Source organism: Celerinatantimonas diazotrophica (assembly GCF_004339545.1).
Lineage (GTDB): Bacteria > Pseudomonadota > Gammaproteobacteria > Enterobacterales > Celerinatantimonadaceae > Celerinatantimonas > Celerinatantimonas diazotrophica.
The window spans coordinates 348,816-375,194 of the sequence record NZ_SMGD01000013.1; the positions used below are offsets into that span (position 1 = coordinate 348,816).

The window sequence follows — 26,379 nt, forward strand, 5'->3', positions numbered from 1 at the left end:
ATCCTATTACTAATGGTCATCCGGTTGAGTCATCAATCCGACCGATGGAACCCCGGCCTGTTGGCTCAATAGCTGCAATAAGGCTATCACCTGCTCATAACGTGCGTTCTTATCCCCGCGCACGACGACAGGTCTATTTTTGTTGAGTTGCAATAGTGCCCGCACTTTAACAACCATCTGCTGTGCAGACAACTGTTTATGGGCATTAGCATTACTAGAACCATCATCTAAGAAATAATTACCATGTGCATCCACGGTCGCAACAAGTGGCGGCTGAGAATCTTTTGGCAGTGGCTGCGAATCAGCCTGAGGGAGATCGACTTTCACCCCCTGAGTAATCAGTGGCGCCGTCACCATAAAAATGATTAACAGCACAAGCATAACATCGATATATGGCACAACATTAATTTCCGCGACAATTTTACGACGCGGACGGTAGTGACCTGGCATTGGTGTTCTCACGATTCACTCCGAGTTTGGTTATTCACCTGACGATACAAAATACCGTAAAACTCTTCCATGAAATTTGCATAATGGTTCTCGATCCGAGCCAGACGCGTTGTAAAACGGTTATAACCAATAACTGCCGGAATCGCTGCAAATAGCCCCATAGCAGTTGCGATCAATGCCTCGGCAATCCCTGGGGCAACCATCGATAACGTTGCTTGCTGAACATTTCCTAAGGCAATAAATGCACTCATAATTCCCCATACCGTTCCAAACAAGCCGATGTAGGGACTAATCGACCCAATGGTTGCCAGCATGGGTAACTGGTTTTCCAACTCTTCTAATTCTCGAGAAAAACTAACTCGCATAGACCGATAAGTACTATCTAAAATCGTATCGGGTTCTCGCTGACCACTTTTATGAAGCCGTGCATACTCTTTAAAGCCACTGTGAAAAATCTGTTCCATCCCCATCAAACGATCTGATCGAGCATTGCATTCTTGATAAAGCTTATTGAGATCAACACCAGACCAGAACTGTTTTTCAAATCGTCCGGAGGATTTTTGAGCATAGTTAAATTGTTTACGGCGATTAAGCATCATCGCCCATGAAATCACCGACATGGACAGCAAAATCAGCATAACAAGCTTAACTAAAATACTCGCTTGCATAAATAAACCGATGATTGAAATTTCAGAGTGCACGCTGGAAGACCTCTTTCATTTTGGCTGGAATTACTTTAGGTTTCATCAAGTTAGGATCAATCGACGCAATCATCACATCAGCACTGGCAATTAACTTTAGCGCTTGATTGTGAATCGATTGATGAAATAAAATCCCGACTCGACGTAATTTTTCTATCTCGGTTGTTACCGTCAACAACTCGTTAAAACGGGCCGGATGATGGTATTTAATATTAACTTCAGAAGCGACAAAAGCTAGCCCTTCGGCCATCAAAACATCTTGCTCATAGCCTAAATCTCTTAGCATTTCTGTTCTGCCACGCTCCATATATTTCAAATGGTTGGCGTGATATACGATGCCTCCTGCATCAGTGTCCTCATAATAAACTCTTAGTGTTAACTGTGCCATCCGACTACACATAAATCCTTATCAACTCACGCAATCGCTCTACTATAACTGAATCAACTTTGTTTGTAAGGATAGGGAAAATACTTATTTACCTAGATGGTTAGATAATAATCTTAAAACCCATACCATTTTAACGATTTAACATGTCAAAAATTTGATACTAACCATGATTACCCGATTGATCTAAAATCGGCATCTGATTGATAGCTTTAATAAAAAACACGAATTACGGTTGTGGTTTCACCTTACCAAAGTGCAAAAATGCCCGCTCTGTCGCTATTCGGCCGCGAGGGGTCCGCTGTAAAAAGCCCTGCTGAATCAAAAAAGGTTCCAGCACATCTTCAATCGTTTCTTTATCTTCACCAATCGCTGCGGCTAAGTTATCTAAACCAACGGGCCCACCATCAAAGCGCTCAATCATCGTATTAAGCAATTTGGTATCCATATAATCAAAACCAGCTTCATCAACGTTCAGCATTGCTAATGCCTGCGAAGCAATCTCACAATCAACAAATCCATCATGGCGCACATCCGCGAAATCTCGCACTCTGCGCAACAGCCGGTTTGCAATTCGAGGGGTTCCTCGAGAACGTCTTGCAATTTCCTGAGCACCATCGGCACTCATCGACATATTCAAATAGTGGGCGCTGCGCGTGACAATCTGAGTTAAATCTTGCGTATTATAAAACTCTAGGCGCTGCACAATCCCAAACCGATCTCGAAGTGGCGAGGTTAGCATACCAGCTCGCGTTGTCGCACCAATCAAGGTAAATGGTGGGAGATCGAGTTTAATAGAACGGGCCGCCGGGCCCTCTCCAATCATAATATCCAGTTGATAGTCTTCCATCGCTGGATACAAAACTTCTTCAACCACAGCACTTAAACGGTGAATTTCGTCAATGAACAATACATCTCCTGGTTCCAGATTCGTGAGCAAGGCTGCTAAATCACCTGCTTTTTCTAAAACTGGCCCGGAAGTCGTTTTAATATTGACCCCCATTTCATTCGCCACAATATTTGCCAAAGTGGTTTTACCTAACCCCGGAGGACCAAAGATCAGCAAATGATCCAGAGCATCGCTCCGCCTGCGAGCAGCCTCAATAAAAATCCCCAATTGCTCACAGACATCCGCTTGACCGGTGTAATCAGCGAGCGTCTTAGGACGCATGGCCCGATCGACAAATTCATCTTCTGTTTGAGCCACTGCGCTAATTAATCGATCTGATTCAATCATGACAAAGATTACCTAAATTAAGAAACCATACTCTTTAGTGCCAAACGAATGAGCTGTTCACTCGTCAATCCATCACTTGAAAGCCTGTTAATCGTTTTTTCAGCCATCGCAGGTTTATAACCTAATGCCATCAGCGCTTCAATGGCTTCTTCTTTGGCACTCACGGGCTCTTGCATAAGAGTTTGTTCAGCAAAGGCGCTCGGTGCTAGCAAACCATCAGTCGGTTCAACACTCCAGTTTTTGAGCCTATCTTTCATTTCAACCAGCAATCGTTCTGCTGTTTTTTTGCCCACACCGGGAAGTTTGGTCAGCGCACTAATATCATCATGATTAATGGCCTGAATAAATTGCTGAGTATTTAGGCCTGACAAAATAGCCAAGGCGACTTTCGGGCCAATGCCATTGACCTTAATGAGCTCTCGAAACAAACGCCTTGAGGCTTCATCATGGAAACCATAAAGCAATTGAGCATCTTCACGAACAACAAAATGGGTAATTAAAGTGACCGTCTGGCCAATCTCCGGTAACTGATAAAAACAACTCATAGGCAGTTGCAGCTCATAACCGATCCCCGCCACATCAACCAATACATACGGGGGTTGTTTGTGTTCTAAAATTCCTCGAAGTCGTCCTATCACGATCTCATTTTCCGTTGCTTATAGTTGTGAATAGCTTAAACGGACACTGGATTAATATCCAGTGATTCTATTGGGGAATCAGGTCAGTTGAGTCTAAATTTATTTAATGATAAAATTATCATTAATGTAAGCCGAAAGAGACAGGGAATAGATTCCGATATGAATTCAAAATCTAAATTTTTAATCAGTTCACTACTTTTTGCTGTTAGTTTACCGGTAATGGCAACCAATATGACGATCAATATTAATAAAGCTAATGCTGAACAGCTAACCGAGCTTTCAGGTATTGGGCCTTCAAAAGCCAATGCCATCATCGCCTATAGAAAAGCGCACGGACCATTTAAAGATATTGCCGAGATAACCAAAGTCAAAGGAATTGGCCCCAAATTATTGGAGCATGACAAAACCCAACTGACGCTGAAATAGTCTTATTGTCTCGCGATTGCCTGCTTGCATGCAGGCAATTAGCCATAGAACTGCACCAAACTTACGCAACAATTCAACTCTCACCAGCTCAACAGCATAAATTGACGCACAACGGCTCATCGTTGCAGCTAATGCTGCTGGTAATAGTTGCTAAGGATCTGCCAGAAAGATTCGAGCTGGTCACAAGGAAGTTGATTAATACCAGCTGCGGCGGCTCGCCCACCGCCGTTGGGGAACTGTGAACAGATTTCGTCAGCCCCACTACGCCGATTAATCGGTGCTCGCACACTCACAGTGTAGGTATCATCACCATTATCAGTAACCACACCATGAGCTCGCTCTGGATTCTGATTGGCCAATTCATTCCCATACACACCACTGACTCGACGACTCCAAGGCGCATCGGCCAATAAAATCACAACAGCATTATCACTCTGATAGACAATTGGCGAGTTTTTAGCTTTCGCCATATCGCGTTGATAGGCATCCTGTAAGTTAGTAAACACAGAATCTTTCAACAGCATCAACGCAAATGGATCAGGATAGGCCTGCAGCTGCTTATATAGTTCGGCAGGATGATAATGCAGGTCATTCACCTCGCGCCCATAGCCATTATAATTTAACAAAATGCCCAGCTCTTTAAGAAAATTGGTTTGCTCTGTGGTTAAAGATAATGAGCGGGCAAGTTTTATCGCAGTTTCTGTTAAATTATCGCCAAATGCAGCGGCAACAGCCCAACTGCGATAAGCACCATTTAAATATTGATCCACCAACGTGCTAGTACATTGATATGGGTCCGGGTCAATGCGGGTCACTAGATTGGGGCTCAGGGGTATGTCACCACGACGGTGGTGATCAACGTAAAAAACGTGGGCGCCAGCCTCCAGAATTCGTTTTAGATCACGGCCATTTCGCTCTGCCGAGATATCTAAAACACAGACATTATCTCCCGCTGCCACATCAACTCTCTGTAATAACTGAATATCCCGCTTTACCCCTGTTACTAAGGTACTTTGCTGTGGATAACGCCATCGCAATTGGAGGAGCGCGACGATGCCATCGGCATCCCCATTAAAAACATCAATGTTACTCATAAAGCACTCTGGCTAATTACTTGTTTTTCAACTAATGCAGCAACGACTTGTTGAGCACATTGCTCTATTGAATACTGGTCGGTTTTAAGATGAACTTCTGGGCTGTTTGGTATTTCATAAGCGGAGTCAATCCCAGTGAAATGCTTAATCTCGCCGCCCCGAGCTTTTTGATACAACCCTTTTGGATCTCGTGCTTCACAAACACTTAAAGGCGTATCCACAAATACTTCGATAAAACGCTCGCCGAGCAACTTACGCGCTTGAACTCGGTCGTGAATAAAAGGACTAATAAATGCGGTACTAACCACTAACCCAGCATCAACCATCAACTTAGCAACTTCACTAATGCGACGAATATTTTCAACTCGGTCATGATTGCTAAAGCCTAGATCACCATTCAGACCATGGCGAACATTATCACCATCGAGTACATAACTATGTACACCAAGCTGATAAAGTTTGACATCAACGGCATTGGCAATCGTTGACTTACCTGAACCACTTAATCCTGTATACCACAACAAAACACTGCGATGTCCATTTAATTGCTGACGCTGTTCAAGACTGACCGAAGTCTGATGCCATGTCACATCCTGACTCACTTGCTTCATGATTTATCCTATCTGCCTGATGCAAAAGATGGTTAACCGAAGGAATCTTCTATCAAAAAGTTACTAATGAAATACAATGGGCACAAATGTTACCACGATTACACCATAAACTAGAGCTAGAGGGCCACCCACTTTTAAAAAGTCACTTAACCGATAATGACCAGCATTGTAAACCATTAAGTTGGTCTGATAGCCATAAGGGCTAATAAAACTGGCACTAGCGGCATAAGCAACGACCATCAGTGGGCCAATTGGGTTAATACCAGCGGCTTGAGCCATTCCCCAAGCCAGAGGAAATACTAATGCAGCAGCGGCATTATTCGTAACAAGCTCGGTCAGCAACCAGGTCACAATATATAGCATTGCAATCATCAACCAACCATAGCCCATATGCGCAATAGGAATTAACGCTTGAGTCAACTGGCCTGTTAACCCGCTGTTGGTTAATGCTTGGGAGAGCAATAACGCTGATGCGACAATTAACCATAATTGCCGTGGAAAACGGCGCACTAGTTCATTCACGCTAAGGCAATTGGAGAACACCAAAACTCCCAATAAAATCACCATGCCTTTTAACAATGGAATTGCCCCTACGGCAGAAAGCAAAATAGCTAAAATAAAACCACCGATCGCCAGCCATTCTCGCCAGCCGGTTAAATGCTTAGAGATAGCAACCCCACTGAGATGGATGAAATTTTTTGCTAAATTGTCACGACTTGAAAAGTCCGGACCAACAGCCAGCACCAAAAAATCACCACTGTGCAGTACAACTTCACCCAATTTACCAGAAACTGACTCACCGTCACGGCGAATAGCCACAACCGCAGCATCAAAACGCGAGCGAAAATTAACCGATTTTAAAGTCTTACCAATCAGTATGCTCTCTGGACGAATCACTACTTCGGTTAAATTTGAACCGAGTAAACCATTACTATCAGCGAAAGTATCCAGCCCAGGAAATTGACGCAACTGACTCACCTGAGCAACATCACCACTAAAGATAAGTCGGTCCCCGGCCTGAACCAATTGCCCTGGATGAACTGGACTCATCAAGTGCTTATCACGCACCAGTTCAGCAACAAACAATGATTCCAGATGGCGCAGGCCATTAGCTTCAAGACTCTTGCCTATCAATGGAGAATTTTCACCCACTTGGGTGTCAATCAAATAATGTTTATAGTGTCCTGGCTCAGTCGGATGCTCTGGCAACCAACGGATAGTCAAGAATAATACGCCACCACAGACCAATACCAACAAACACCCAATAAGTGTGAAATCAAAAAAATGCAGACCACTGCCTCCCACACTGCGGTACATACTGCTGACAATTAAATTAGTAGACGTTCCAACTAAGGTTAATGTGCCCCCCAAAATTGCAGCATAAGAGAGCGGTAATAATAGCTTGCTGGGGGGGTGGTATGGATTATTACGCACGGGGGCTAAAAGGGAGGCAACAATGGCCGTATTATTTAAACATGCTGAACTTGCCGCCACTAATAAATACAGACGAAATCCACTAGTTGCCAGTGAAGGACGCAAGATAAATGTCGCTAAGACTCGTAACAAGCGTGTTTTTTCAAGAGCTAAGGAACACAAAACCAATAATGTCAGTGTCAATAATCCCGGGTTACTCATGGACGATACTAACTGGTTAGTACTGACCAAATTGGTGGCATACAACACCAACATCACAACCGCAAATACGGCAGCAGGTTGGCGCTGAAAGCGGATCAAACCAATCAGCGTTGCCCCAAAGATGGTCAGAACAGCAATTGCAGATCCGGAAAAATACATTATCCTAAAACCGAAAGATCTTTAGCTTGCCAATGCGGGAAGTGCTTACGGATAAGTGCATTTAGCGCAAGTTCAAACTCACTGTATGAATTTGATGGATGGTTATCTTGACCTTGCTTTTGAATCATCCCCGCACCAACGGTCACATTACTGAGACGATCTATAATGATAAATGAACCGGTTTCACGAGTATCATCATATCGATCAAATGCGAGTTGCTGAGCAAATTCAATATTCGCCACCCCAAGTTCATTGAGCAATAGTCGCTCAGCCGAATGTCGTTCTAATGTATTCACGTCAATGCGCGCCTCAATCTGGCTGATTTGACCACTGGTTATTTTAGTTGCCAGTTTAAAATCATATGTTTTACCAGGTACCAAAGCATCTTCACTCATCCAAACTAAGTGAGCATTTACATTTTTACCAACATTCGGTTCAAGTTCGCCTCTGGCGAGCAGATCACCTCGACTAACATCAATTTCTTTATCTAAAGTTAGCGTTACCGCCATAGGGGCATATGCGCGCTCTAAATCGCCATCAAAGGTGACAATGCGATTTACATTAGCTTTTTGACCACTCGGATAAACGGTGACTTCATCACCAACTGCAATACAACCACTGGTAATCGTCCCCGCAAAGCCACGAAAATCCAAATTAGGACGATTGACATATTGAACGGGCATCCGGAATAACGACGGTTTATAGTCATGATCAATGGGGGCACTTTCCAAAAGCTGCATTAATGTCTGCCCTTGATACCAATCAGTGTTGTCGCTTTTATTCACGACATTATCACCACACAATGCAGAAATGGGGACAAAATGAATCGTATCGATTTTTAATTTGTCTGCAAACTGGCGATATTCTCGCGCAATTTGCTCGTAGCACTGATGCGAATATTCAACCAAGTCCATTTTATTGATCGCCACGATCACCTGCTTAATCCCAAGTTCAGAGACGATAAAACTATGTCGTTTCGTTTGCACTTGGACACCGTAGCGAGCATCAATCATCACTACCGCTAAATCACAGTTTGAGGCACCAGTTGCCATATTTCGCGTGTACTGCTCATGTCCAGGAGTATCAGCAATAATAAATTTACGCTTATCGGTAGAAAAATAACGATAGGCAACATCAATTGTGATCCCCTGTTCACGCTCAGACTGCAACCCATCCACTAAAAGGGCTAAATCAAATTCATTATCCGTTGTATTAAAGCGCTTAGAATCTTGTTTAATAGCAGCAAGTTGATCTTCAAATATCATTTTAGAATCATGCAGCAATCGACCAATTAACGTACTCTTACCATCATCCACACTGCCACAAGTTAGGAACCGTAGCAGTTGTTTTTGTTCATGTTGTCGTAAATAACTTTTAATATCATCAGCAACTAAAGTAGATTGAGTCGTCATAAAAACCTCTTTTGTAAAATTCAGAACACCAGCCAATGGCACAACAGCTCTTAGAAATAACCTTCCATTTTTTTCTTCTCCATCGAGCCAGAGCTATCTTTATCAATCACTCGCCCCTGTCGTTCAGAGGTTTTAGCTAATAACATTTCCTGAATTATTTCTGGTAGTGTCGTTGCGTGAGACTCAACCGCCCCCGTCAGCGGATAACACCCGAGTGTCCGAAAGCGAACCATTCGGTGCTCGATTTCACTGGGCTCGGCTGGCATCCGTTCATCATCAACCATAATCAATGCCCCATCACGCTCAACAACAGGTCGGACAGCAGCTTTATACAACGGAACAATCTCAATATTTTCTAAATAGATATATTGCCAAATATCAAGCTCAGTCCAGTTAGATAACGGAAAAACTCGAATACTTTCACCCGGATTAACCTTGGCGTTATAGGTATGCCACAGTTCAGGCCGCTGATTTTTTGGATCCCATCGATGGTTTTTATCGCGAAATGAGTAAACGCGCTCTTTTGCCCTTGATTTTTCTTCATCACGACGAGCGCCACCAAAAGCAGCATCAAATTTATATTTATTGAGAGCCTGTTTTAATGCCTGCGTCTTCATGACATCTGTATGAGTTGCGCTACCGTAGGTAAATGGGTTCATCCCCATAGCTAACCCGTCAGGGTTCTTATAAACCAACAGATTAAGTTCAAGCTTTTTAGCGATGCGATCACGAAAAGCGATCATCTCTTTAAATTTCCAGTTGGTATCAACATGTAAAAAAGGAAATGGAATTTTGCCTGGATAAAAAGCTTTACGAGCTAAATGCAACATCACAGACGAATCTTTACCAATTGAATAGAGCATCACCGGATTATCGAATTCAGCAGCAACTTCACGAATGATCTGGATACTTTCAGCTTCTAGCGCTTTCAAGTGTGTCAGCTGATCGGCGGAAACCGACTGTTTAGTCATGATTACTTCCTCACACCATCGTCAGGCGATAAATACATTTAATACAAAATTAGCGGGTTCTTATGGATCAAATCGGATGTGTTGAACAGATGAAGCAAGCACGCATAAAAGAATAGAAGTAACAATAAAAATAATAATTATTAACACTTTTACTGCTTAAGCGATTCATCACTAAATAGTCCACTTAGGAATTTCACATTCGATAGGAAAAAGTATACAAGAATCATTATTCCAATGCGGCTTAGTTATGCGCTCTGCTTAGAACAATTAATTATATTTTATTGAGAGAAATTTCATCAACTTTTAATGAGGGTATTAAAAGTAGCAACTGATAAATGCAAAAAACCAGTTTCCTTAAATAAGGAAACTGGTTTGAAATCGTAGCAAAACTAGAAGAATTGGAGAGCCCGATTATCTACCGTAATTTCGACCTGCCGCTGAATCAACTTAATCAGTAAAATTGAGCGCTCTACTCCATCGGGTTTTTGATAAATCGCATCGAGCCCTTTATATGGGCCATCTTTGATAGCGACTTTATCCCCTCCCTTCGGCAAACAACTACATTTAGCTTCTACTTGTTGATTTAGCTCGGGAGTATCAGAGCGAGCCATCAAATAATAAACAAGTTCTTTAGGAACTGTCACAGGAGTCTGGCCTTTGCGAACAAAATCAGAAACCCCTCGCGTCGAACGAATTGTCGTGTAACTAATCTGTTCATGGCACAAGTCAATAAACAGGTAATTTGGGAAAACAGGCTCAGTAACGATGGTTCGCTTTCCACGGATGATTCGCTCACTGGAGAACACCGGGAAAAAACTCACAATATTCTGATTGGCTAAATGGGTTGCGGCTCTATGTTCGTTTCTAGCTTTACAATACAACAAATGCCAAGAAGATGATTCACTCATAATAACCTTTTTGATGTTGTTATCACTCATTTATAATCAGGCTCTATGCTGATGTCAAACATAAACCTGTCGAGCTCAGAACATCAATTTTAACCAAATAAAAAAAGATCATAAATCCGATTCATTAAAAGGGCAAAGTTTAAAACTGAGACGATCACCAAGCTGATTAGCCAACGATAAACAAAGCCCTTGGGGATGGGCTTGCTGACGCTTTACCCGATAGGTTGCACCATGAAATACTCCCACGCCCATATCGGCCTGATGAAAAGGTGCTGGTAAATCAATGATGCCAGCATTGACAGCCTGGATCTGCTGATTATTGACCACGCAGTAAAAAATGCCAATCGGCTCGCTTAACTGGCTATTGAGCAAAACAGTATTAATTTGATCCATCAACTTAGCTGGTTGAATCGCCAATGAGTCCCCATATTGCTGATAAACCCGCCAAGCATCTTGTAATAAGGAGTGTAAAATGACTGCTGCAATCGACATTTCACTGGTTAACAGACCAAAATCGATCACGACAATCGCACAATGTGTTTCGTCGAGATTAGCAACTAATGGTAAAAGAGAACTTCCCTTTAACTGGTAAATATACAGGTAATCGCCTAATTGAATGCCTGACTCAGGCAACATCCGCATAAAGAGCTGACTGGCAGCCAGATCATTTTCTTTCAAAAAAGAGAAGTGTTCTTGGAGTTCAGCTCGCTGGTAGTATTCTTTAAGCTGAGGAAGCTTACGAATACTACTTAAAATTATGTCAGCAATCTGAGTAAACTCACAGCCAGCCTTTATCAAGAAATCGACAGCCCCCAATTGCAGGGCGCTGCGAATCAAATTGATGTCACCTTTTAAAGACATGGCAATACACGCCCATGGGCCTTCACTTAGATAGGCGAGCAATTTTTTACTTGCATCATTGGCATCAAAATCAGTAAACACAACATCTGGGCTCATACATTCACAGGCACTCACAACCTGATAACCATCACTGATTAATGTCACAGATGCACCAAGATAGCAGAAATAAGTTTCCATCCTTTTGGCGAAAACCAAATCTATATCAATGATTAAGATCCTGATACCACTTAATTTTAATTGCTTGTTACTCATTAAGATTAATTATTTTTATTTATTAATCAAAAGTGACGCTAGACTACATGAGCTTTTGTTAACATCTAATTACTCCCTTTCTCATCCATATCCATATACTTACTGACATCAAATGACTGTTCTTTTTGCTCCGGCGGCTTACCACCATAATAACGATAACGGCGATACTGCATATAAGCATTTCTGACAAAACTATATGGGTCTAACGCATTATCAACCAAACCTTCTTGATCAATGACCGATGCCCGACGATTGAGCCCATTTACTGTCCAGCGAATTGTTTTCTCGACTAGGTTGAACTGGGTGAACGGGAAGTAAAACTGATCAACAATATCACCAGTTAATTGACGAGGTGTGGATGGCCCGAAAACAGGAAGCATCAAAAATGGCCCATCACCCACTCCGTAATGTCCTAGCACATCACTAAAATCAACCAAATTACGATCCACTCCCGCGCGTCCCATCACATCAACGACTCCCAAAAAGCCGAAGGTACTGTTAAAGACAAATCGGGTGAAATTATCCAATGCAGCTTTAAATTTAAACTGTAATAAATTGTTAACCATACTGGCTGGTTCTTCCAAATTTTGCATAAAATTATTTAAACTTCTGCGACCAGCACTGGGAACATGATTGACATAAGCATGAACAACAGGCCTATAAATAGGTTTATCTAAGTAATTATAGTCAAAATCCCACATAACTCGGTTAAAAGGTTCCAAGGGATCATCATTCTGATAGCTATTGCTTACCTGCAATGACGCTTGTTCTTTTTTCTGGGAAGTTGATGGACTATCCTTACTTGGGTGAGATGATGTGCTAGAGCATCCTGCCAGCATCGCCATCACCCCAAAAATGGAAACCATCCGAATTAGTAAATTTCTCGCCACTCTCACAACCCTTGTCATTTTTATAACGATTATTTAGGCATCTGTTCATAGATACGCTTGTACAACTGTATCATACATGAGATATATTCTCATTTCACAGCGATTATTTCATACACCCAATTAAACTTATAAATAATTATACATGAATTTCGATATCGCCGACGAGTCTGTCGCGACGAAACATCAATGTTATTTAAGGCAAAATACACACTCTCGTTGAGAATCCGAGAAAATCACAGCCATCTGCGCAAAAATTAAGAAGTTCATCAGGACACACCAATGAATCCACACAAAACCATAAGTGCCATAGCACACCCTAATAACGCTATTGTAGCCAATCAATAAAGCTTGCTAGACTAAACATAGCAATGATGAGCTTTTGCGAGTCTAACTGTTAAATATAGGGGCTTTATGAAAGTTACTCCACCACCTGTGCCCACGCCGCCCGTCGCCCCTCAAACGCCAAAGGTGGCACAAACAGCAACTGTTGGTCCAGTCCATTCAGCCAGTGCAATCCCCCCGGCAAATTCAATGCTCAGCCTCTTAAACACCTTATTAGAGTCATCTCAAGCAGTAAAATTGCCGCATACACAATCCCCTGCTACGAGTGCTGTATTAAGTCAACTGATTACTTGGCTTAAGCAATGGGAAAAACCGCTGCACGCCAATCAGAGTAAGTCTCTACTGGAACAACTTTTACAATTTCGTCCTCTGAACGCATCAGCTAATCAATCAAGCCCCCTACTAAGTCCATTCAATTTGTTATTAAGCGCACTCATTAGCCCTCAGCTTTCGGCCAATGCCGCACAGCTATTAAAGCAACAGCAAAATATTCCCCAACAGCTCATCAATGAGCTCACCCAAGATGCCCAACTGGGCAAGGTGGTTGGCGAGTCTTTAAAACAGCTAGCCGGACAGGCGATGAATGCGCAACTGGCAAGTGTATCGCAACAAGAGAATAACCCCCCGCCAATCTTTTTGAATGTTCCGCTACCAATCAATAGTAACTTGCATCAGGTCGAAGCGAAAATAGAACAGCGTCCAGCAACTCACAACACTCCTCCCCAATGGCATCTAAAAATGCTATTACCTGTAGCATCAGACACCCGAATTCTGGCTGATATACTGTTAGATCATGAGCAAAACACAACGATTGAATTCTATTGTCCGGATCAGGTCTGGCTAGAAAAAGTAAATCGCTATCAATCAGCCTTAAAAGAACGGCTCAGCGAGCTTGGCATGAATAAACTGACGCTAGGGGCCCAACTCGGTTTAGTTCCACAGACCTTGGTCCCCAAGCAATCCCGATTATTGGATATTACAGTATGAGTGAAAAAGAACAGGCAGCGGTTGCACTCGGATACGATGGCAGAAACGCCCCAAAAGTGGTTGCAAAAGGTTATAACCAGTTAGCCGAAGAAATCATTGCAGCAGCAAAAAATGTTGGAATTATGGTCTATGAAGATAAGCAATTACTAGCCATGCTGGATCAGTTGAGTCTAGATGAGCAAATTCCCCAATCGCTCTACATCATCATCGCTGAGCTTATTAGTTTTTCTTATGTTCTACAGGGAAAATTCCCCGACCACTGGAACAATATCCATGAGCACATTGATGATAAAGCCTAACTTTTCTAGGATTGCTATCCAAGCATATAAAAAAATACCCGAACTATTTAGTTAAAGGCTTGCCATGAAGAGTATACAATAATTGAGCTTCAGCACGAGGCAACTCACATTCTCGCATTACTTCCTCAATATCAGCGCCTAATTCAACCATTTTTACCGCACGAGAATAGAGCTTACTGTCGGGATCTTGTGTAACAATTTCATTCTGCCGGTTCATGGTCTGCTCAACCATCGATTCAAGATCTGCTATACGATGAGCCATAGCATAATTAGCAGCATGGATTTCAACCAACTGCTTATTTAAGCTCTCATTACTTTTTACGACGCGCTTGGTTAAAAGCTCGAAGCTCGATAACTTTTGCTGCTGGACGGCCACTTTGCGCTGATAAATTCGAATTAAATTTATCAGAACCAAAGCACAAACGACCGCCACTACAGGGGCTATATAATTAATCCAATTCATCCAGTTATAAAGAACTTATCTCATCCCACTCTTCATCAGAGAGTAGTTTATTCAGATCCACCAGAATTAACAATTGGCCATCACGATTACTAACCCCCTGAATGAATTTGGCACTTTCTTCAGTACCAACATTCGGGGCTGTGTCAATTTCACTGCTGCGCAGGTAAACCACCTCAGCAACACTATCAACCAAAATCCCAATAACTTGTTTCTCTGCTTCAATAATAACAATCCGCGTGTTATCCGTGACCTCTGCAGGTGGCAAACCAAAACGAGAACGGGTATCGATCACTGTCACAACATTACCACGTAAGTTAATAATGCCCAAAACGTAATCAGGGGCACCAGGAACCGGAGCTATTTCATTGTAACGAAGAACCTCCTGAACCTGCATGACATTGATACCATAGGTTTCATTTTCCAATTGAAATGTCACCCACTGCAATACTTCATCGCCCGCAATGTTTTCGGCAACGTTTCTTTGTTCACTCATCGCATCGTTCCTTTTATCTGTGCCCATAGGTACATAACAATTACTCTAACTAAGTTATAAAACGAATTTGCTTATATTCCCAGTTTCAAGTCAAATAAATTGATTATCGCCCATCTACATCCACACCCTTATCTAGCAAATTAACTAATTCACTGACATGAATAAGGGCGCACATTCTTTTTTTGATCATCCCTGCCAACCACGGCCGTTTCCCTGGTGACTGGCGCCATTTAACATCATCCTGATTTAACCATTCAGTCCCTTTTAAATGCTCACAACACAAACCCCAGTCGCTATTGGTAAGCATAACAAGATACTGATAATCTAAGTCCCACTGCTCATTAGGCATCACCCAACGAGCCATATCTACTGCATTAAATTTTTCTTCTCGCTGAGCCATAATACCAGCAAACCATTTTGGTTTACCAAACAACGAAGTGATCTCAGTGATTCGATGAATACCACCTAATTCAGCCAATGGTACAGCATAAGTAATTCCAGCCACATCAAAAAATAATGCCTGAAATGCCGCCTCGACATCTATATTGTGCCATTGCGGTTCGGCTGGCTCGCTTTGCGTTTCGACTTCGACCTGAGTCAGGTTCTGTTCAACGATTTCTGGCTCAGTCACTTCAGGCTGAACAGATTCAACAGTTGGGGTTAATTCCTCAGGCAAAACAGGTAAAATTTCAGGCAGTTCAACACTTGGTTCAGCAAATGGTTTATTCTGACTCTCGTTCGCTTGTTCTAAAAGCTGAGCCAAAGGCTTTGCCCGCGGATGATATAAGTCTTTTTGTGCATCCACAGCTTGTGACAACGACACCGGCGCACGAGCCTTAGCACTGGCCTGCAACGACAATGAAAGCGGCTGAGAGGTCTGTTCTTCTGCTTGAGTCGATAATCCCCCCGACACAGATTTCACATTTTCTTCAGGTGTATCGGCAAAAAGTGACATAAAATAGTCAGCCAATGCTTCGTCATTTTTCAAACTCATACCGCCTCCTTCGCTAATCGAACTAAATAGCGAAGTAAGGTTTCATATGCAAACACACCACGACATTTTTTCATATGAAATGAAGGAGGCATGCGCCTGACACTAGCATCGCGAAACTTCGTATCGATCGGAATCACCGAATTCCAAACATGATCCTGATAACTATCTTGTAATTCTTTTAAAGCAACTAATGATGCTTTCGTTCGTTTATCGTACATAGTCGGGATGATGGTGTAACGAATTTTATTGGGACAAGAACGCTGCATCAACTGGAATGTGCGAATCATTCGTTCTAACCCTTTTAAGGCTAGAAACTCAGTCTGTACCGGAACCAAAACACGTTGACAGGCTGCCAGAGCGTTCACCATCATCACACCGAGGACAGGCGGACAATCAATCAGCGCAAAATCGTACTGACTTTCGACCTGATTCAAAATTCGACTCAAAATCAACCCCATCCCTTCACTTTGTCCTAGCGACTTATCAAGAGTCGCCAAGGCCATACTCGCGCAAATGAGGTCTAGATTTTCAAACTCAGTATGTAAAATAGTTTTATTGACTTGTTCATAGGTACGCCCTTCACGAGAACGAAAAAGTTCATATAAACTATTTTCCTGAGCATCCGAGTCATACCCTAAATAACTCGTCAGCGAAGCATGCGGATCAGTATCAACCAGCAATACCTTTTTTCCCTGCTGAGCCAGCAGGCCTGCCAAAGTCACTACCGTGGTGGTTTTTCCAACACCACCTTTTTGGTTTGCTACGGTCCAGACTATCACTGTTTATCCTGCCTTGTCGTATAGCGCACCCCGCCTCCTGGCAGCGGTACCGTTAATATAGTTTTACTATCGCCTTGAGCATGACTTTCTTGAGGCTTATTTTTAAGCTTAGTCGATTGTTGCAACGTACTTTTCTGTTTTTCAGGCGGCTGCCATGCAAAACGAGATATAGCGATCACGACTCGACGATTTTCACGTCTATTCTCAGCTGTGGTATTGGCAACAAGGGGAGAATACTGGCCAAAGCCCTCTACGGCTAAGCGCTGTGGCGCGACCCCTAATTGAACTAAGCGATGTAGTACATTTGTTGCCCGAATCACTGATAATTCCCAATTTGAACGATACAGCTCACTATCAAGCTTCTGATCATCGGTATAACCTCGAACACGAATATAATTTTGATTCTTAGTTAATACTTGACTTATTGTCGTCAAGACCTGTTGGGCTGGGTCAAGTAAAGTTGCACTACCACTGGCAAATAAAAGTTGGTTATCAAGGCTAATGGTCAGCCAGTTCTTCTGGCGATCTAACTTAATCGATTTTTTTTGGCCATTGGCTTGAATCACAGCCTGTAATTGCCTGTATATATCATCCAGAGCCTTACCCTGATGCGTTTGAGTGACCTGCTCAACTTCACTCTCATTGTTTAAAACACTAGGTTCATTATGTGATTGTGCAGACTGAACAGATCCCTGACCAGCAATAGCCTGAGAATTATTCTGATCGATTAATTTACGTTCCGGAAATTGCAAAATATCTTGAGTCACAGGATGCTGTGATTGTGCGCTTAAATGTTTCACAGCCTGATTCAGTTTTTCTAAAAAAACTGGGTATTGGCCTTTATTCACCACAGCCATAGCATAAAGCACAACAAAAAAGGCGAACATTAACGTCATATAATCAGCATATGAGATCAGCCAGCGATGCGTATCTTCACGTTTTTCAAGCTGATGATGCAACCGTCTGCGGCGCATAATTACGCTCCTTTAACAAAGACAGCAAGACGACGTTCTAAAGCTAAACTAGTTTCACCAACAGCAATGGATGTCAAACCGACAATCAGCATTTCCTGATAAATACTATACCGATAGAATATTTGACGCAGACGGTTAGAGACAGGTAAAAAAACGAGGTTAGCGAAACCAACACCATAAATAGTGGCAACGAATGCAACTGCAATGCCATTACCTAGTTGCTCTGGAGAAGCCAAAAAAGACATGGCTTGGATAAGGCCAAGCACAGCACCGAGAATTCCCATCGTCGGACTATATCCCCCCATCGACTCATAGATACGGGCATAACGTTCTAATTTTTCCTGCTCCATATCCATTAACTGCTCTAAAACATCCTGAAGGACATTGACCTCAATCCCATCAATTAACAATGTGAGTCCTTGAGAGCATAACTCATCATCCAATTGCTCAAGTTCAACCTCAAGGCTTAGAAAGCCTTCTTTACGAACTAAATTACTCCAGTGATGTAATTGATGAGCGAGCTGTTGGAGGTCAAAGTCAGGCGGAAACAAAACCCAGGAAAGATGTTTAAAAGCACCTTTAAAAACTGCCCAGGGGAACTGCAACATAACTGCACCGATCGTCCCTCCGAGGACGATGATAAACGCATGCCCATTGAATAATAACGCAAGACTACCGCCACCTAACCACTGACCGAAAAATAATGAACCAAATGCTAGCAGCAGCCCGCAAATGGCCAGCTTATCCATGACCAGCTTCCGTGACTATCGCTTGCGCAAAGCGATCGATCGGCAACTGCAACTGGGCTAACCCAGCTTTAGCAATGGCTTGGGGCATCCCATAGACAACGCAGGTCTGTTCGTCCTGAGCCCAAACTGTAGAGCCATACTCACGCAACATCCGAGCACCATCTCGACCGTCCGCCCCCATGCCCGTCAGAACAATCGCCAACGCTTTATCACTAAACGCCTTCGCTACTGATGCAAACGTGATATCAACACAGGGTTTGTAGTTGATTTTGGGATCATCCACATCCATGATCCGAATTCGATTATTACTATGATTTTCCACAATCATCTGTTTTCCACCTGGGGCTAAATAAGCACAACCTGGGTGGAGTTGATCGCCATCGGCCGCTTCTTTAACGCTTATTTTACACAGCGAATCTAAGCGTGCAGCAAATGCTGCTGTAAACGTTGATGGCATATGCTGAATCAGCAAAATAGGATGCGGGAAGTTAGCAGGTAATTCTGTTAAAACTTTTTGCAGGGCGACAGGTCCGCCAGTAGAGGTGCCAATAACAACGATACGATAACTTTTACCTGAACGCTTCACCACCGTAGCTGGCGCTGCTGGAGCCACTGATGCTTCATTTCGAGTAATAGATCGAGTAGATGGGCGGGTAGCAGAAGTAAACTTCGAAGAACGAGCCGAAGTCGCTGGCGTTTGCGTCGAAGTATTGCTTGAAACTGAACTCCGACGCATTAAAAAACGGCGTCTAGCAATCGCCTTCACTCGTTGTTGAAGCAGTTTAATCGCCTCATCCCGATTTTTGGCAATATCTTCAAATTTTTTCGGAATAAAATCCAACGCCCCAGCGTCTAAAGCATCTAATGTCGCTTTAGCCCCTTCGTGGGTCAAAGACGAAAACATCAAGATGGGCGTTGGACATTTTTGCATGATTTCCCGAACCGCTGAAATACCATCCAATACTGGCATTTCAACGTCCATCGTCACAACATCAGGCTTCAGTTTGATGACCATATTGATTGCTTCTCGGCCATCTTTGGCTGCACCAATTACTTCTAACGTTGGTTCAGCATTTAATATCTCACTGACACGCCGACGGAAAAAACTCGAATCATCAACTACCAAAACCTTAACAGTCATTCAATCTCACTTATCCATTTATCTTACATTCGCCGAGCATAACGCTTAAGCAAACTTGGAATATCTAAAATTAATGCAATTCGACCATCACTTGTAATCGTCGCCCCGGCCATTCCTGGTGTACCATGCAGTAATTGATCAAGGGCTTTAATCACGACTTCCTCCTGACCAATCAAGCTATCCACAACAAAACCAACCTGGAGTGTATTGACTTGAACCACAACTACATGCCCATCTTTAGGTTTAGAGCCTTTGGGATGGTTTCGAATCAACCAGCTTTGCAAATAAAACAATGGAATCGGCTTATCACGTACAATTACCGTTTCCTGACCATCAACTACATTTGTTTTGGTTAAATCTAGATGGAATATTTCATTCACGCTGGTCAATGGCAGGGCAAAGATCTGCTCACCAACTGAAACCATCAGAGTAGGCAAAATAGCCAGTGTTAACGGCACTTTAATTCGCAGAGTCGTCCCGACACCTTGATGTGAATCGATGTCAATCTGCCCATTTAATTTCGTAATCCCAGTTTTAACTACATCCATTCCGACCCCACGGCCGGAGATATCAGAAATTTCTTTTTTAGTCGAAAAACCAGGCGCAAAAATAAGGTTATACGCTTCATTATCGCTCATTCGAGCAGCAGCATCAGCATCCATCACTCCCCGCTCAATCGCAATTGATTTAAGTTTTTCCGGATCCATCCCGGCACCATCATCAGCGATTTGCAAAAGAATGTGGTCACCTTCTTGAGAAGCTGAAAGCGTGATCACCCCAGTACGAGGTTTACCTGCTGCTTCTCGGACATCTGGCATTTCAATCCCATGGTCGACCGAATTACGCACCAAGTGAACTAATGGATCGGCCAGTGCTTCAACTAAGTTTTTATCTAAGTCGGTTTCTTCACCGACCATCACCAGATTAATATCTTTTTTCAAGCTGCGGGCTAAGTCTCGGACCACTCGGGGGAAACGACCAAATACTTTCTTAATTGGCTGCATCCGGGTTTTCATCACCGCACCCTGCAAGTCGGCCGTCACCACATCAAGATTAGAGGTTGCTTTAGAAACCTCTTCATCGTTGCTATTAAGGCCGAGGCTTACCAGTCGGTTACGAACCAAAACCAATTCGCCAACCATGTTCATAATATCATCAAGAGTGCGTGTATCGACACGAACGGTCGTTTCACCTTGCGGATGAGCAGCCGCTTTTTGTGGATGTTCTTTAGCCTGTTCTGCTTTCACTTCTGCAGGTTTCGCACTCGCATGCCCTGATGTCGACGCTGGCTGTTTAGCTGGTGCAGCCGCTTTTTTTGCTGATGGCGGCGGAGTTTGAGGCTTAGACGGTTTTGCCGCACTCGGGACCGATTTAGTTTGGCTTACTTGTACAGAATCACCTGGTGCTTTACCTGAACCATGTAATTCATCGAGTAATTTTTCAAACTCATCATCATTAATTTCATCGCCATTGCCAGTCGATGCCGCTGGCGCTTTTGTATCAGCTGATTTACTTATACTTTGGCCACCAGAGCCATGCAGCTCATCCAACAAGCGTTCAAACTCTTCATCAGTTATTTCATCACTATCGCTGTTTGAAGAAACGGTTACTTTAGGCGTTTCGTCTGATTTAGGTATGCTTTTATCAGTAGCTTTATGGGCGGAAGCCCCATGTAATTCATCGAGTAATTGTTCAAATTCGTCATCAGTAATGTCATCCACGCTTGAAGATTCCTGAGCAGATTCTGGCTCTTGGACAACTTCAGGTTCGGAGGCCGATTCTTCAGGTTCAGGTTCAGGTTCAGGTTCAGCGCCTGCTGGTTGGCTTAACTGATGCAGCTTTTCAAGAATTTCTGGTGAAGCTGGAGCGGGTTGCTCTCGAGCTTGCACAGAGGCAAACATATCGTTAATAGCATCCAATGCCTCTAAAATGACATCCATTAATTCTGACGTTACGGCCCGTCCGCCATTACGTAAATTATCGAAAACATTCTCTGCCCCATGGCAGGCATCGACCAATTCATGTAATGATAAAAATCCGGCACCGCCTTTTACAGTATGGAAACCGCGGAAAATCGCATTTAAGAGATCGCGGTCATCGGGTGAATTTTCCAATTCAACCAACTGTTCAGATAATTGCTCAAGAATTTCTGACGCTTCAATCAGAAAGTCTTGCAAAATCTCTTCATCGACATCAAAGCTCATGAACCACTCCGTTAAAATCCTAAGCTGGATAATAAGTCGTCTACATCATCCTGTGATTGAACAACATCTTCTCTAGCTTCCTTGTTATGTATCGGCCCTTCAGCCTCAATACCTGTTTTCTGCACTGAAGTCGGCTCTTTGGAAGCAGCTCCTCCAAACAGAGTTAACATCTCAACTAATCGGCCTTCAACTTCCTGAACCAAGACAATCACTTTGGTAATCATCTGGCCGGTTAAATCCTGAAAGTCCTGTGCCATCAAAATATCCGTTAACATCTGTCTGAGCTTATCGGCATCAATTGCTGAATTATAAAGGAACTCATCCAATTGATGACAAAGCGTTTTAAACTCTCCTAAGCTTAGATTACGTTCCATTAAATTGCGCCATGAAGGCATAACATTTGCAATTTGATCATTTAAACGGTCAGCCAATGGCAAACTCGCTTCCACAGCATCCATCGTCTTATTCGCAGCATTATTAGTCATATCAATGACATATGAAAGCCGCTCACGAGCATCAGGCATCTCATGGCTAGCTATTTCACTAATACGCATATTGACGTTGAAATCGTTCAGCGAATTGTGTAGTTCACGCGTCAACTCACCCACTCGTTTAAACAACTCGTCGGAATTAGTTGCACAAGCTTGAGTTACAATAAGATTGGCCTGGGTCGCATCTCCCTGCTCCAGGAAAGCGACCAACTGTTTTGCTTGATCCAGCGAAATCAGTGGTGCTTCATTCGTCACAATAACCTATCCTATATTACTGAAGCCGCTCGAAAATTTTATCGAGTTTCTCTTTTAAAGTCGCAGCTGTAAATGGCTTAACAATATAACCATTTACCCCTGCTTGAGCAGCCTCAATAATCTGCTCACGCTTCGCTTCTGCGGTGACCATCAAAACTGGTAAATGTTTCAAGCTATCATCTGCCCGGATATTTCTTAATAAATCAATCCCCTGCATCCCAGGCATGTTCCAGTCCGTGACAACAAACTCGAAATCTCCACCTTTAAGCATTGGCAGTGCGGTACTTCCGTCATCGGCTTCATGGGTATTGTTAAAGCCCAGATCACGAAGCAAATTCTTAATAATCCTTCTCATTGTTGAAAAATCATCAACAATCAGAATTTTCATATTTTTATCCAAAGTATCCCTCCTACCAGGATATATTATGCATTAACGATAATGCTAACGAACTGATACTTAGAGGCTAATTATGCCCTACCCAAATTAATCTTAGTAGAGTCAACCCCATAATTATTAGTCTATAACTAGCTACTGTGTCCAATCTTGCATGCGAACTTTTAATCGAGCCAATGCTTGACTATGAATTTGGCTCACCCGAGATTCAGACACACTCAGCACTTCACCAATCTCTTTAAGATTTAGTTCTTCGTCATAATAAAGCGATAATACGAGAGCTTCTCGTTCTGGCAAATGATGAATGCAATCGCTTAAAGCCTGCTGAAAACGTTCATTGGCAAACCCTTCAAAGGGGCGATTATGCGCTCTGGAAGCTTCATTACTTAATACATCTTCACTGACACCTAAATCATCAATACCTAAAATTTTACCACTGCTGACATCACTTAGCATGGCATGATATTCACCAATCGACACTTCTAAATAAGCAGCAACTTCAGTATCTTTAGCATCACGCCCTTTTTCACGCTCAACAGCGGCGATCGCTTCGTTGATCATTCGGCTGTTTTTGTGAACTGAGCGAGGTACCCAATCACCACGGCGAATTTCATCCAACATAGCGCCCCGAATCCGGATCCCTGCATAGGTTTCAAAACTGGCACCTTTGCTTCCGTCAAAATTACGAGCAGCCTCAATTAGTCCAATCATCCCTGCCTGAATGAGATCCTCAACAATCACACTGGCTGGCAAACGAGCCATCAAGTGATGCGCGATTCGTTTAACCAACGAACTATGTTTAGCGACAATAGTCTCCGTATCATCCGCGACCATACTGCTGTATGCATAAGCTTTGTTCACGGCTCCCCCTCTAACTGCCCGGTGTATTCAGCAGACTTTCAATAAAGAATTCGAGATGTCCTCGAGCCTGGTCTGGTATTGGCCAAGAAGCAGCCTTACTCGCCAGAGACCGAAAAGCTAACGAAGCAGGTGACTTAGGAAAACCATCTACAATCACTTTTTGCTTACGAACAGCCTGACGAACATTATTGTCATATGGAATACATGCTACTAATTCTAGCGTAGCATCAAGAAAACGGTCAGTGACTCGCGTCAATTTGGTATATAACTCTTGTCCTTCACGCAGGTTATGAACCATATTCGCCACAATTTTAAATTTATAACAACCATGTTCATTAGACAGAATCTTAATCAATGCATAAGCATCGGTAATAGATGTCGGCTCATCACAAACCACAACTAGAATATCCTGAGCAGCGCGAGAAAAACTCAGCACCATCTCCGAAATCCCAGCTGCAGTATCCACTAGCAACACATCTATCGGCGTTTTTAGCTCGCTAAATGCTCGAATAAGTCCTGCATGTTCAGTCTGAGACAACTCCACCATCGATTGAGTCCCAGAGGTCGCAGGTGCGATTAGGATGCCATTGGGTCCTTCAACGAGGATATCTTCCAGCTGACACTCTCCACGCAATACATGCGATAAATTACGGGTTACCCGCAACCCTAGCATGACATCAACATTCGCTAGTCCTAAATCCGCATCCAGAACCATCACACGTTTACCTTGCGCAGCCATGGCCACGGCCATATTCAGTGTAACGTTAGTTTTGCCAACGCCACCTTTGCCACCAGTTACTGCAATGACTTTCACTTTTTTGTTCTTTTGCATCATTTTTAAGCCACTAGCCTGATTAAACTGAGTTAAATAATTATTGTACATGCTTGTTGGGCCTACATCTGTCGAGAATCACTTGGCCAATAATACGCGTTACTATTTGATTCTGGTTCAAGAGCTTGAGCAACTAATTCATGGGCATCAGCCACCGCGATATCTTCGGGCACTCGTTGACCATTAGTAATATAACTAATTGGAAGCGCATGAGTCAGCGTAACATTGAGCACCTCAGCCAAACACAAACTTTCATCAAGTTTAGTTAAAATAGTTCCAGCTAACGGAATACGACTGAAATGCTGAACGGTCTCTTCAATAACTCGGCGCTGGGCGTTCGCCGGCATCACCAAATAATTATGAATATTCACTCGACTATTTTTGACCAGCGCATCTAACTGCTCATTGAGTCTTAAATCTCGCTGGCTCATTCCTGCGGTATCAATTAAAACCAACCGTTTTTCACGAAACTGATAGAGTAGTTCTGATAACTCTTCTTCATTTTGTGCAACCCGCACTGGACACCCCATAATTTTACCATAGGTTGCTAGCTGTTCATGCGCACCAATACGGTAGGTGTCAGTCGTAATCATCGCCACCTGTTCACTACCATAACGTTTGGCAAAACGGGCTGCCAATTTAGCAATGGTGGTGGTCTTACCAACCCCCGTAGGTCCTAGTAGCGCAACAGCACCACCTTCGATAAGAACATCGTCATCACTGGTTTCAACCTGTGCGGCTAACAGTTCATGGATCTGCTGCCATGCTTCGCTAGGCACGCAATTTTCTGGAACTAAGCTGGCTAATTGATCCGCCAGCTCATCGGCAAAACCTAACGATTGCAGCTCTTTGATCATCATCGCCCGAATCGGTTCTTCACGCTCAACTTCCTGAAACATCAATCCAGATACCTGATGCTCCAGCAATTTGCGCATGGATGTCATTTCTGCTTTGAGTTCTTCAATCGCTTTGGCTTGATCATCTCCCTGCGGACGAGGATTACTACGACGATTCGCTGATTTTTTAAACTCATTACCAGCACGCCCACGGCTGTGTTCCCAGTGCTGCTGTTCAGCTAGAGTCTTTGGTCGATGGTTGGTTATTGGACGCTCCGGAGGTTCAGACTCCTTCGGTTTGACTTCTTTTAAATGTTTCTGCTGACGACGTAAAAAATTAGCTAAGTTATCTTTTAAGCTAGCAGATTCGTCAAAATCTTGTAATACATCATTCTTTTGCTTTTTATAAGCAGCCGTTTGCGATGATTGTTTTACGGCCCCAGACGAAATATTGACACTGTCTTGCGCTAGTTCTCTCTCAGCTGGTAACGTTTCTTCACCGACCCCATAGTCAACGGCAGCAACAATCTCAATGCCGCCCGTCACTTTTTTATTAGACATGATGACTGCGTCGCTACCTAAAGTTTCCTTGACTTCTAGCAGCGCACTTCGCATGTCTTTGGCAAAAAACCGTTTCATTTTCACTGATTACTTC

Annotated in this window: 29 protein-coding genes; 3 read left to right on the forward strand and 26 right to left on the reverse strand. The window is 43.1% G+C overall.

Annotated features, from left to right (window positions below):
• Positions 1-9: 9 nt before the first annotated feature.
• The 5 genes from tolR to ruvA form a co-directional block, all read right to left on the reverse strand.
• Positions 10-450 carry a protein TolR gene (gene tolR / locus EV690_RS10710; protein ID WP_131913127.1) on the reverse strand — a complete coding sequence of 147 codons (441 nt, stop codon included), beginning with the start codon at positions 448-450 and terminating at the stop codon, positions 10-12.
• Between the two features lie 8 nt (positions 451-458).
• Complete coding sequence (tolQ, locus tag EV690_RS10715; protein ID WP_131912992.1) at positions 459-1,151, reverse strand: protein TolQ; 693 nt, start codon at positions 1,149-1,151, stop codon at positions 459-461.
• Positions 1,141-1,539 (reverse strand): tol-pal system-associated acyl-CoA thioesterase, encoded by a 399-nt coding sequence (ybgC, locus tag EV690_RS10720; RefSeq protein WP_131912993.1) that lies wholly within the window; start codon positions 1,537-1,539, stop codon positions 1,141-1,143. Before ybgC ends, tolQ begins: the two co-directional genes overlap by 11 nt.
• A 226-nt stretch (positions 1,540-1,765) precedes the next feature.
• Positions 1,766-2,773 carry a Holliday junction branch migration DNA helicase RuvB gene (ruvB, locus tag EV690_RS10725; RefSeq protein WP_131912994.1) on the reverse strand — a complete coding sequence of 336 codons (1,008 nt, stop codon included), beginning with the start codon at positions 2,771-2,773 and terminating at the stop codon, positions 1,766-1,768.
• Between the two features lie 17 nt (positions 2,774-2,790).
• Positions 2,791-3,411, reverse strand: a complete 621-nt coding sequence (ruvA, locus tag EV690_RS10730; protein ID WP_131912995.1) for a Holliday junction branch migration protein RuvA — start codon at positions 3,409-3,411, stop codon at positions 2,791-2,793.
• 87 nt (positions 3,412-3,498) lie between these two features.
• Here ruvA and EV690_RS10735 point away from each other — a divergent pair, with 87 nt between their 5' ends.
• The gene (locus tag EV690_RS10735) at positions 3,499-3,837 is read left to right on the forward strand and encodes a ComEA family DNA-binding protein (protein WP_131912996.1); all 339 of its coding nucleotides are present in this window, start codon (positions 3,499-3,501) and stop codon (positions 3,835-3,837) included.
• Positions 3,838-3,965: 128 nt separating this feature from the next.
• Here EV690_RS10735 and EV690_RS10740 read toward each other — a convergent pair whose 3' ends face one another.
• The 8 genes from EV690_RS10740 to EV690_RS10775 form a co-directional block, all read right to left on the reverse strand.
• Positions 3,966-4,931, reverse strand: a complete 966-nt coding sequence (locus EV690_RS10740) for a DHH family phosphoesterase (protein WP_131912997.1) — start codon at positions 4,929-4,931, stop codon at positions 3,966-3,968.
• Positions 4,928-5,542, reverse strand: a complete 615-nt coding sequence (gene cysC, locus EV690_RS10745; RefSeq protein WP_131912998.1) for an adenylyl-sulfate kinase — start codon at positions 5,540-5,542, stop codon at positions 4,928-4,930. Before cysC ends, EV690_RS10740 begins: the two co-directional genes overlap by 4 nt.
• Positions 5,543-5,605: 63 nt before the next feature.
• The gene (locus EV690_RS10750) at positions 5,606-7,336 is read right to left on the reverse strand and encodes an SLC13 family permease (RefSeq protein WP_131912999.1); all 1,731 of its coding nucleotides are present in this window, start codon (positions 7,334-7,336) and stop codon (positions 5,606-5,608) included.
• The gene (cysN, locus tag EV690_RS10755; RefSeq protein ID WP_131913000.1) at positions 7,336-8,748 is read right to left on the reverse strand and encodes a sulfate adenylyltransferase subunit CysN; all 1,413 of its coding nucleotides are present in this window, start codon (positions 8,746-8,748) and stop codon (positions 7,336-7,338) included. Before cysN ends, EV690_RS10750 begins: the two co-directional genes overlap by 1 nt.
• A gap of 50 nt (positions 8,749-8,798) precedes the next feature.
• On the reverse strand, positions 8,799-9,719 hold the full coding sequence (gene cysD, locus EV690_RS10760; protein WP_131913001.1) for a sulfate adenylyltransferase subunit CysD: 921 nt from the start codon (positions 9,717-9,719) through the stop codon (positions 8,799-8,801).
• Positions 9,720-10,108: 389 nt separating this feature from the next.
• Positions 10,109-10,627, reverse strand: a complete 519-nt coding sequence (gene rfaH, locus EV690_RS10765) for a transcription/translation regulatory transformer protein RfaH (RefSeq protein WP_131913002.1) — start codon at positions 10,625-10,627, stop codon at positions 10,109-10,111.
• Positions 10,628-10,735: 108 nt separating this feature from the next.
• On the reverse strand, positions 10,736-11,632 hold the full coding sequence (locus tag EV690_RS10770; RefSeq protein WP_165872732.1) for a hypothetical protein: 897 nt from the start codon (positions 11,630-11,632) through the stop codon (positions 10,736-10,738).
• Between the two features lie 173 nt (positions 11,633-11,805).
• A complete protein-coding gene (locus tag EV690_RS10775) occupies positions 11,806-12,630 on the reverse strand; it encodes an MlaA family lipoprotein (protein ID WP_165872733.1) in 825 nt (274 codons plus the stop codon).
• 411 nt (positions 12,631-13,041) lie between these two features.
• Between EV690_RS10775 and EV690_RS10780 the strand changes: the two genes are divergently transcribed.
• Positions 13,042-13,959 carry a hypothetical protein gene (locus EV690_RS10780; protein WP_131913005.1) on the forward strand — a complete coding sequence of 306 codons (918 nt, stop codon included), beginning with the start codon at positions 13,042-13,044 and terminating at the stop codon, positions 13,957-13,959.
• Positions 13,956-14,258: an EscU/YscU/HrcU family type III secretion system export apparatus switch protein gene (locus EV690_RS10785; RefSeq protein WP_131913006.1), complete on the forward strand. Its 303-nt coding sequence runs from the start codon at positions 13,956-13,958 to the stop codon at positions 14,256-14,258. Before EV690_RS10780 ends, EV690_RS10785 begins: the two co-directional genes overlap by 4 nt.
• Positions 14,259-14,301: 43 nt before the next feature.
• Here the strand turns inward: EV690_RS10785 and EV690_RS10790 are convergent, their stop codons facing one another.
• The 13 genes from EV690_RS10790 to flhF all read right to left on the reverse strand — a co-directional run bounded on the left by EV690_RS10790 (position 14,302) and on the right by flhF (position 26,369).
• On the reverse strand, positions 14,302-14,721 hold the full coding sequence (locus EV690_RS10790; protein WP_131913007.1) for a DUF2802 domain-containing protein: 420 nt from the start codon (positions 14,719-14,721) through the stop codon (positions 14,302-14,304).
• A gap of 4 nt (positions 14,722-14,725) precedes the next feature.
• The gene (locus tag EV690_RS10795) at positions 14,726-15,214 is read right to left on the reverse strand and encodes a chemotaxis protein CheW (protein WP_131913008.1); all 489 of its coding nucleotides are present in this window, start codon (positions 15,212-15,214) and stop codon (positions 14,726-14,728) included.
• Between the two features lie 103 nt (positions 15,215-15,317).
• Complete coding sequence (locus EV690_RS10800) at positions 15,318-16,208, reverse strand: chemotaxis protein CheW (RefSeq protein ID WP_224055006.1); 891 nt, start codon at positions 16,206-16,208, stop codon at positions 15,318-15,320.
• The gene (locus EV690_RS10805) at positions 16,205-16,987 is read right to left on the reverse strand and encodes a ParA family protein (protein ID WP_131913009.1); all 783 of its coding nucleotides are present in this window, start codon (positions 16,985-16,987) and stop codon (positions 16,205-16,207) included. The genes EV690_RS10800 and EV690_RS10805 overlap by 4 nt, the downstream gene beginning before the upstream one ends.
• A complete protein-coding gene (locus EV690_RS10810) occupies positions 16,984-17,961 on the reverse strand; it encodes an OmpA family protein (RefSeq protein WP_131913010.1) in 978 nt (325 codons plus the stop codon). Before EV690_RS10810 ends, EV690_RS10805 begins: the two co-directional genes overlap by 4 nt.
• 2 nt (positions 17,962-17,963) lie before the next feature.
• Entirely contained in the window at positions 17,964-18,701 is a 738-nt protein-coding gene (locus tag EV690_RS10815; RefSeq protein ID WP_165872741.1) for a flagellar motor protein, read from the reverse strand.
• Between the two features lies 1 nt (position 18,702).
• The gene (locus EV690_RS10820) at positions 18,703-19,851 is read right to left on the reverse strand and encodes a protein-glutamate methylesterase/protein-glutamine glutaminase (protein WP_131913012.1); all 1,149 of its coding nucleotides are present in this window, start codon (positions 19,849-19,851) and stop codon (positions 18,703-18,705) included.
• A 23-nt stretch (positions 19,852-19,874) separates the two neighbouring features.
• A complete protein-coding gene (locus tag EV690_RS10825; RefSeq protein ID WP_131913013.1) occupies positions 19,875-22,055 on the reverse strand; it encodes a chemotaxis protein CheA in 2,181 nt (726 codons plus the stop codon).
• A gap of 11 nt (positions 22,056-22,066) precedes the next feature.
• On the reverse strand, positions 22,067-22,804 hold the full coding sequence (locus tag EV690_RS10830) for a protein phosphatase CheZ (protein ID WP_396022824.1): 738 nt from the start codon (positions 22,802-22,804) through the stop codon (positions 22,067-22,069).
• A gap of 13 nt (positions 22,805-22,817) precedes the next feature.
• Positions 22,818-23,201, reverse strand: coding sequence for a chemotaxis response regulator CheY (cheY, locus tag EV690_RS10835; protein WP_131913015.1), 384 nt, complete (start codon positions 23,199-23,201; stop codon positions 22,818-22,820).
• A 129-nt stretch (positions 23,202-23,330) separates the two neighbouring features.
• Positions 23,331-24,056 (reverse strand): RNA polymerase sigma factor FliA, encoded by a 726-nt coding sequence (locus tag EV690_RS10840; RefSeq protein ID WP_131913016.1) that lies wholly within the window; start codon positions 24,054-24,056, stop codon positions 23,331-23,333.
• Positions 24,057-24,066: 10 nt separating this feature from the next.
• Entirely contained in the window at positions 24,067-24,939 is an 873-nt protein-coding gene (locus EV690_RS10845; protein WP_131913017.1) for a MinD/ParA family ATP-binding protein, read from the reverse strand.
• A gap of 11 nt (positions 24,940-24,950) precedes the next feature.
• Positions 24,951-26,369 (reverse strand): flagellar biosynthesis protein FlhF, encoded by a 1,419-nt coding sequence (gene flhF, locus EV690_RS10850; protein ID WP_131913018.1) that lies wholly within the window; start codon positions 26,367-26,369, stop codon positions 24,951-24,953.
• Positions 26,370-26,379: the final 10 nt, after the last annotated feature.

What these genes read in the sequence shown, in the direction of transcription:
- EV690_RS10780 (WP_131913005.1), top strand. Translation starts at nt 13,042, where the DNA reads ATGAAAGTTACTCCACCACCTGTGCCCACGCCGCCCGTCGCCCCTCAA.
- cysD (WP_131913001.1), bottom strand. Translation starts at nt 9,719, where the DNA reads ATGACTAAACAGTCGGTTTCCGCCGATCAGCTGACACACTTGAAAGCG.
- ruvB (WP_131912994.1), bottom strand. Translation starts at nt 2,773, where the DNA reads ATGATTGAATCAGATCGATTAATTAGCGCAGTGGCTCAAACAGAAGAT.
- ybgC (WP_131912993.1), bottom strand. Translation starts at nt 1,539, where the DNA reads ATGGCACAGTTAACACTAAGAGTTTATTATGAGGACACTGATGCAGGA.
- EV690_RS10795 (WP_131913008.1), bottom strand. Translation starts at nt 15,214, where the DNA reads ATGAGTGAACAAAGAAACGTTGCCGAAAACATTGCGGGCGATGAAGTA.
- cysN (WP_131913000.1), bottom strand. Translation starts at nt 8,748, where the DNA reads ATGACGACTCAATCTACTTTAGTTGCTGATGATATTAAAAGTTATTTA.
- EV690_RS10750 (WP_131912999.1), bottom strand. Translation starts at nt 7,336, where the DNA reads ATGTATTTTTCCGGATCTGCAATTGCTGTTCTGACCATCTTTGGGGCA.
- EV690_RS10810 (WP_131913010.1), bottom strand. Translation starts at nt 17,961, where the DNA reads ATGCGCCGCAGACGGTTGCATCATCAGCTTGAAAAACGTGAAGATACG.
- EV690_RS10825 (WP_131913013.1), bottom strand. Translation starts at nt 22,055, where the DNA reads ATGAGCTTTGATGTCGATGAAGAGATTTTGCAAGACTTTCTGATTGAA.
- EV690_RS10740 (WP_131912997.1), bottom strand. Translation starts at nt 4,931, where the DNA reads ATGAGTAACATTGATGTTTTTAATGGGGATGCCGATGGCATCGTCGCG.
- tolR (WP_131913127.1), bottom strand. Translation starts at nt 450, where the DNA reads ATGCCAGGTCACTACCGTCCGCGTCGTAAAATTGTCGCGGAAATTAAT.
- cysC (WP_131912998.1), bottom strand. Translation starts at nt 5,542, where the DNA reads ATGAAGCAAGTGAGTCAGGATGTGACATGGCATCAGACTTCGGTCAGT.
- EV690_RS10845 (WP_131913017.1), bottom strand. Translation starts at nt 24,939, where the DNA reads ATGTACAATAATTATTTAACTCAGTTTAATCAGGCTAGTGGCTTAAAA.
- EV690_RS10820 (WP_131913012.1), bottom strand. Translation starts at nt 19,851, where the DNA reads ATGACTGTTAAGGTTTTGGTAGTTGATGATTCGAGTTTTTTCCGTCGG.
- EV690_RS10785 (WP_131913006.1), top strand. Translation starts at nt 13,956, where the DNA reads ATGAGTGAAAAAGAACAGGCAGCGGTTGCACTCGGATACGATGGCAGA.
- EV690_RS10790 (WP_131913007.1), bottom strand. Translation starts at nt 14,721, where the DNA reads ATGAATTGGATTAATTATATAGCCCCTGTAGTGGCGGTCGTTTGTGCT.
- EV690_RS10800 (WP_224055006.1), bottom strand. Translation starts at nt 16,208, where the DNA reads ATGAGTTTGAAAAATGACGAAGCATTGGCTGACTATTTTATGTCACTT.
- rfaH (WP_131913002.1), bottom strand. Translation starts at nt 10,627, where the DNA reads ATGAGTGAATCATCTTCTTGGCATTTGTTGTATTGTAAAGCTAGAAAC.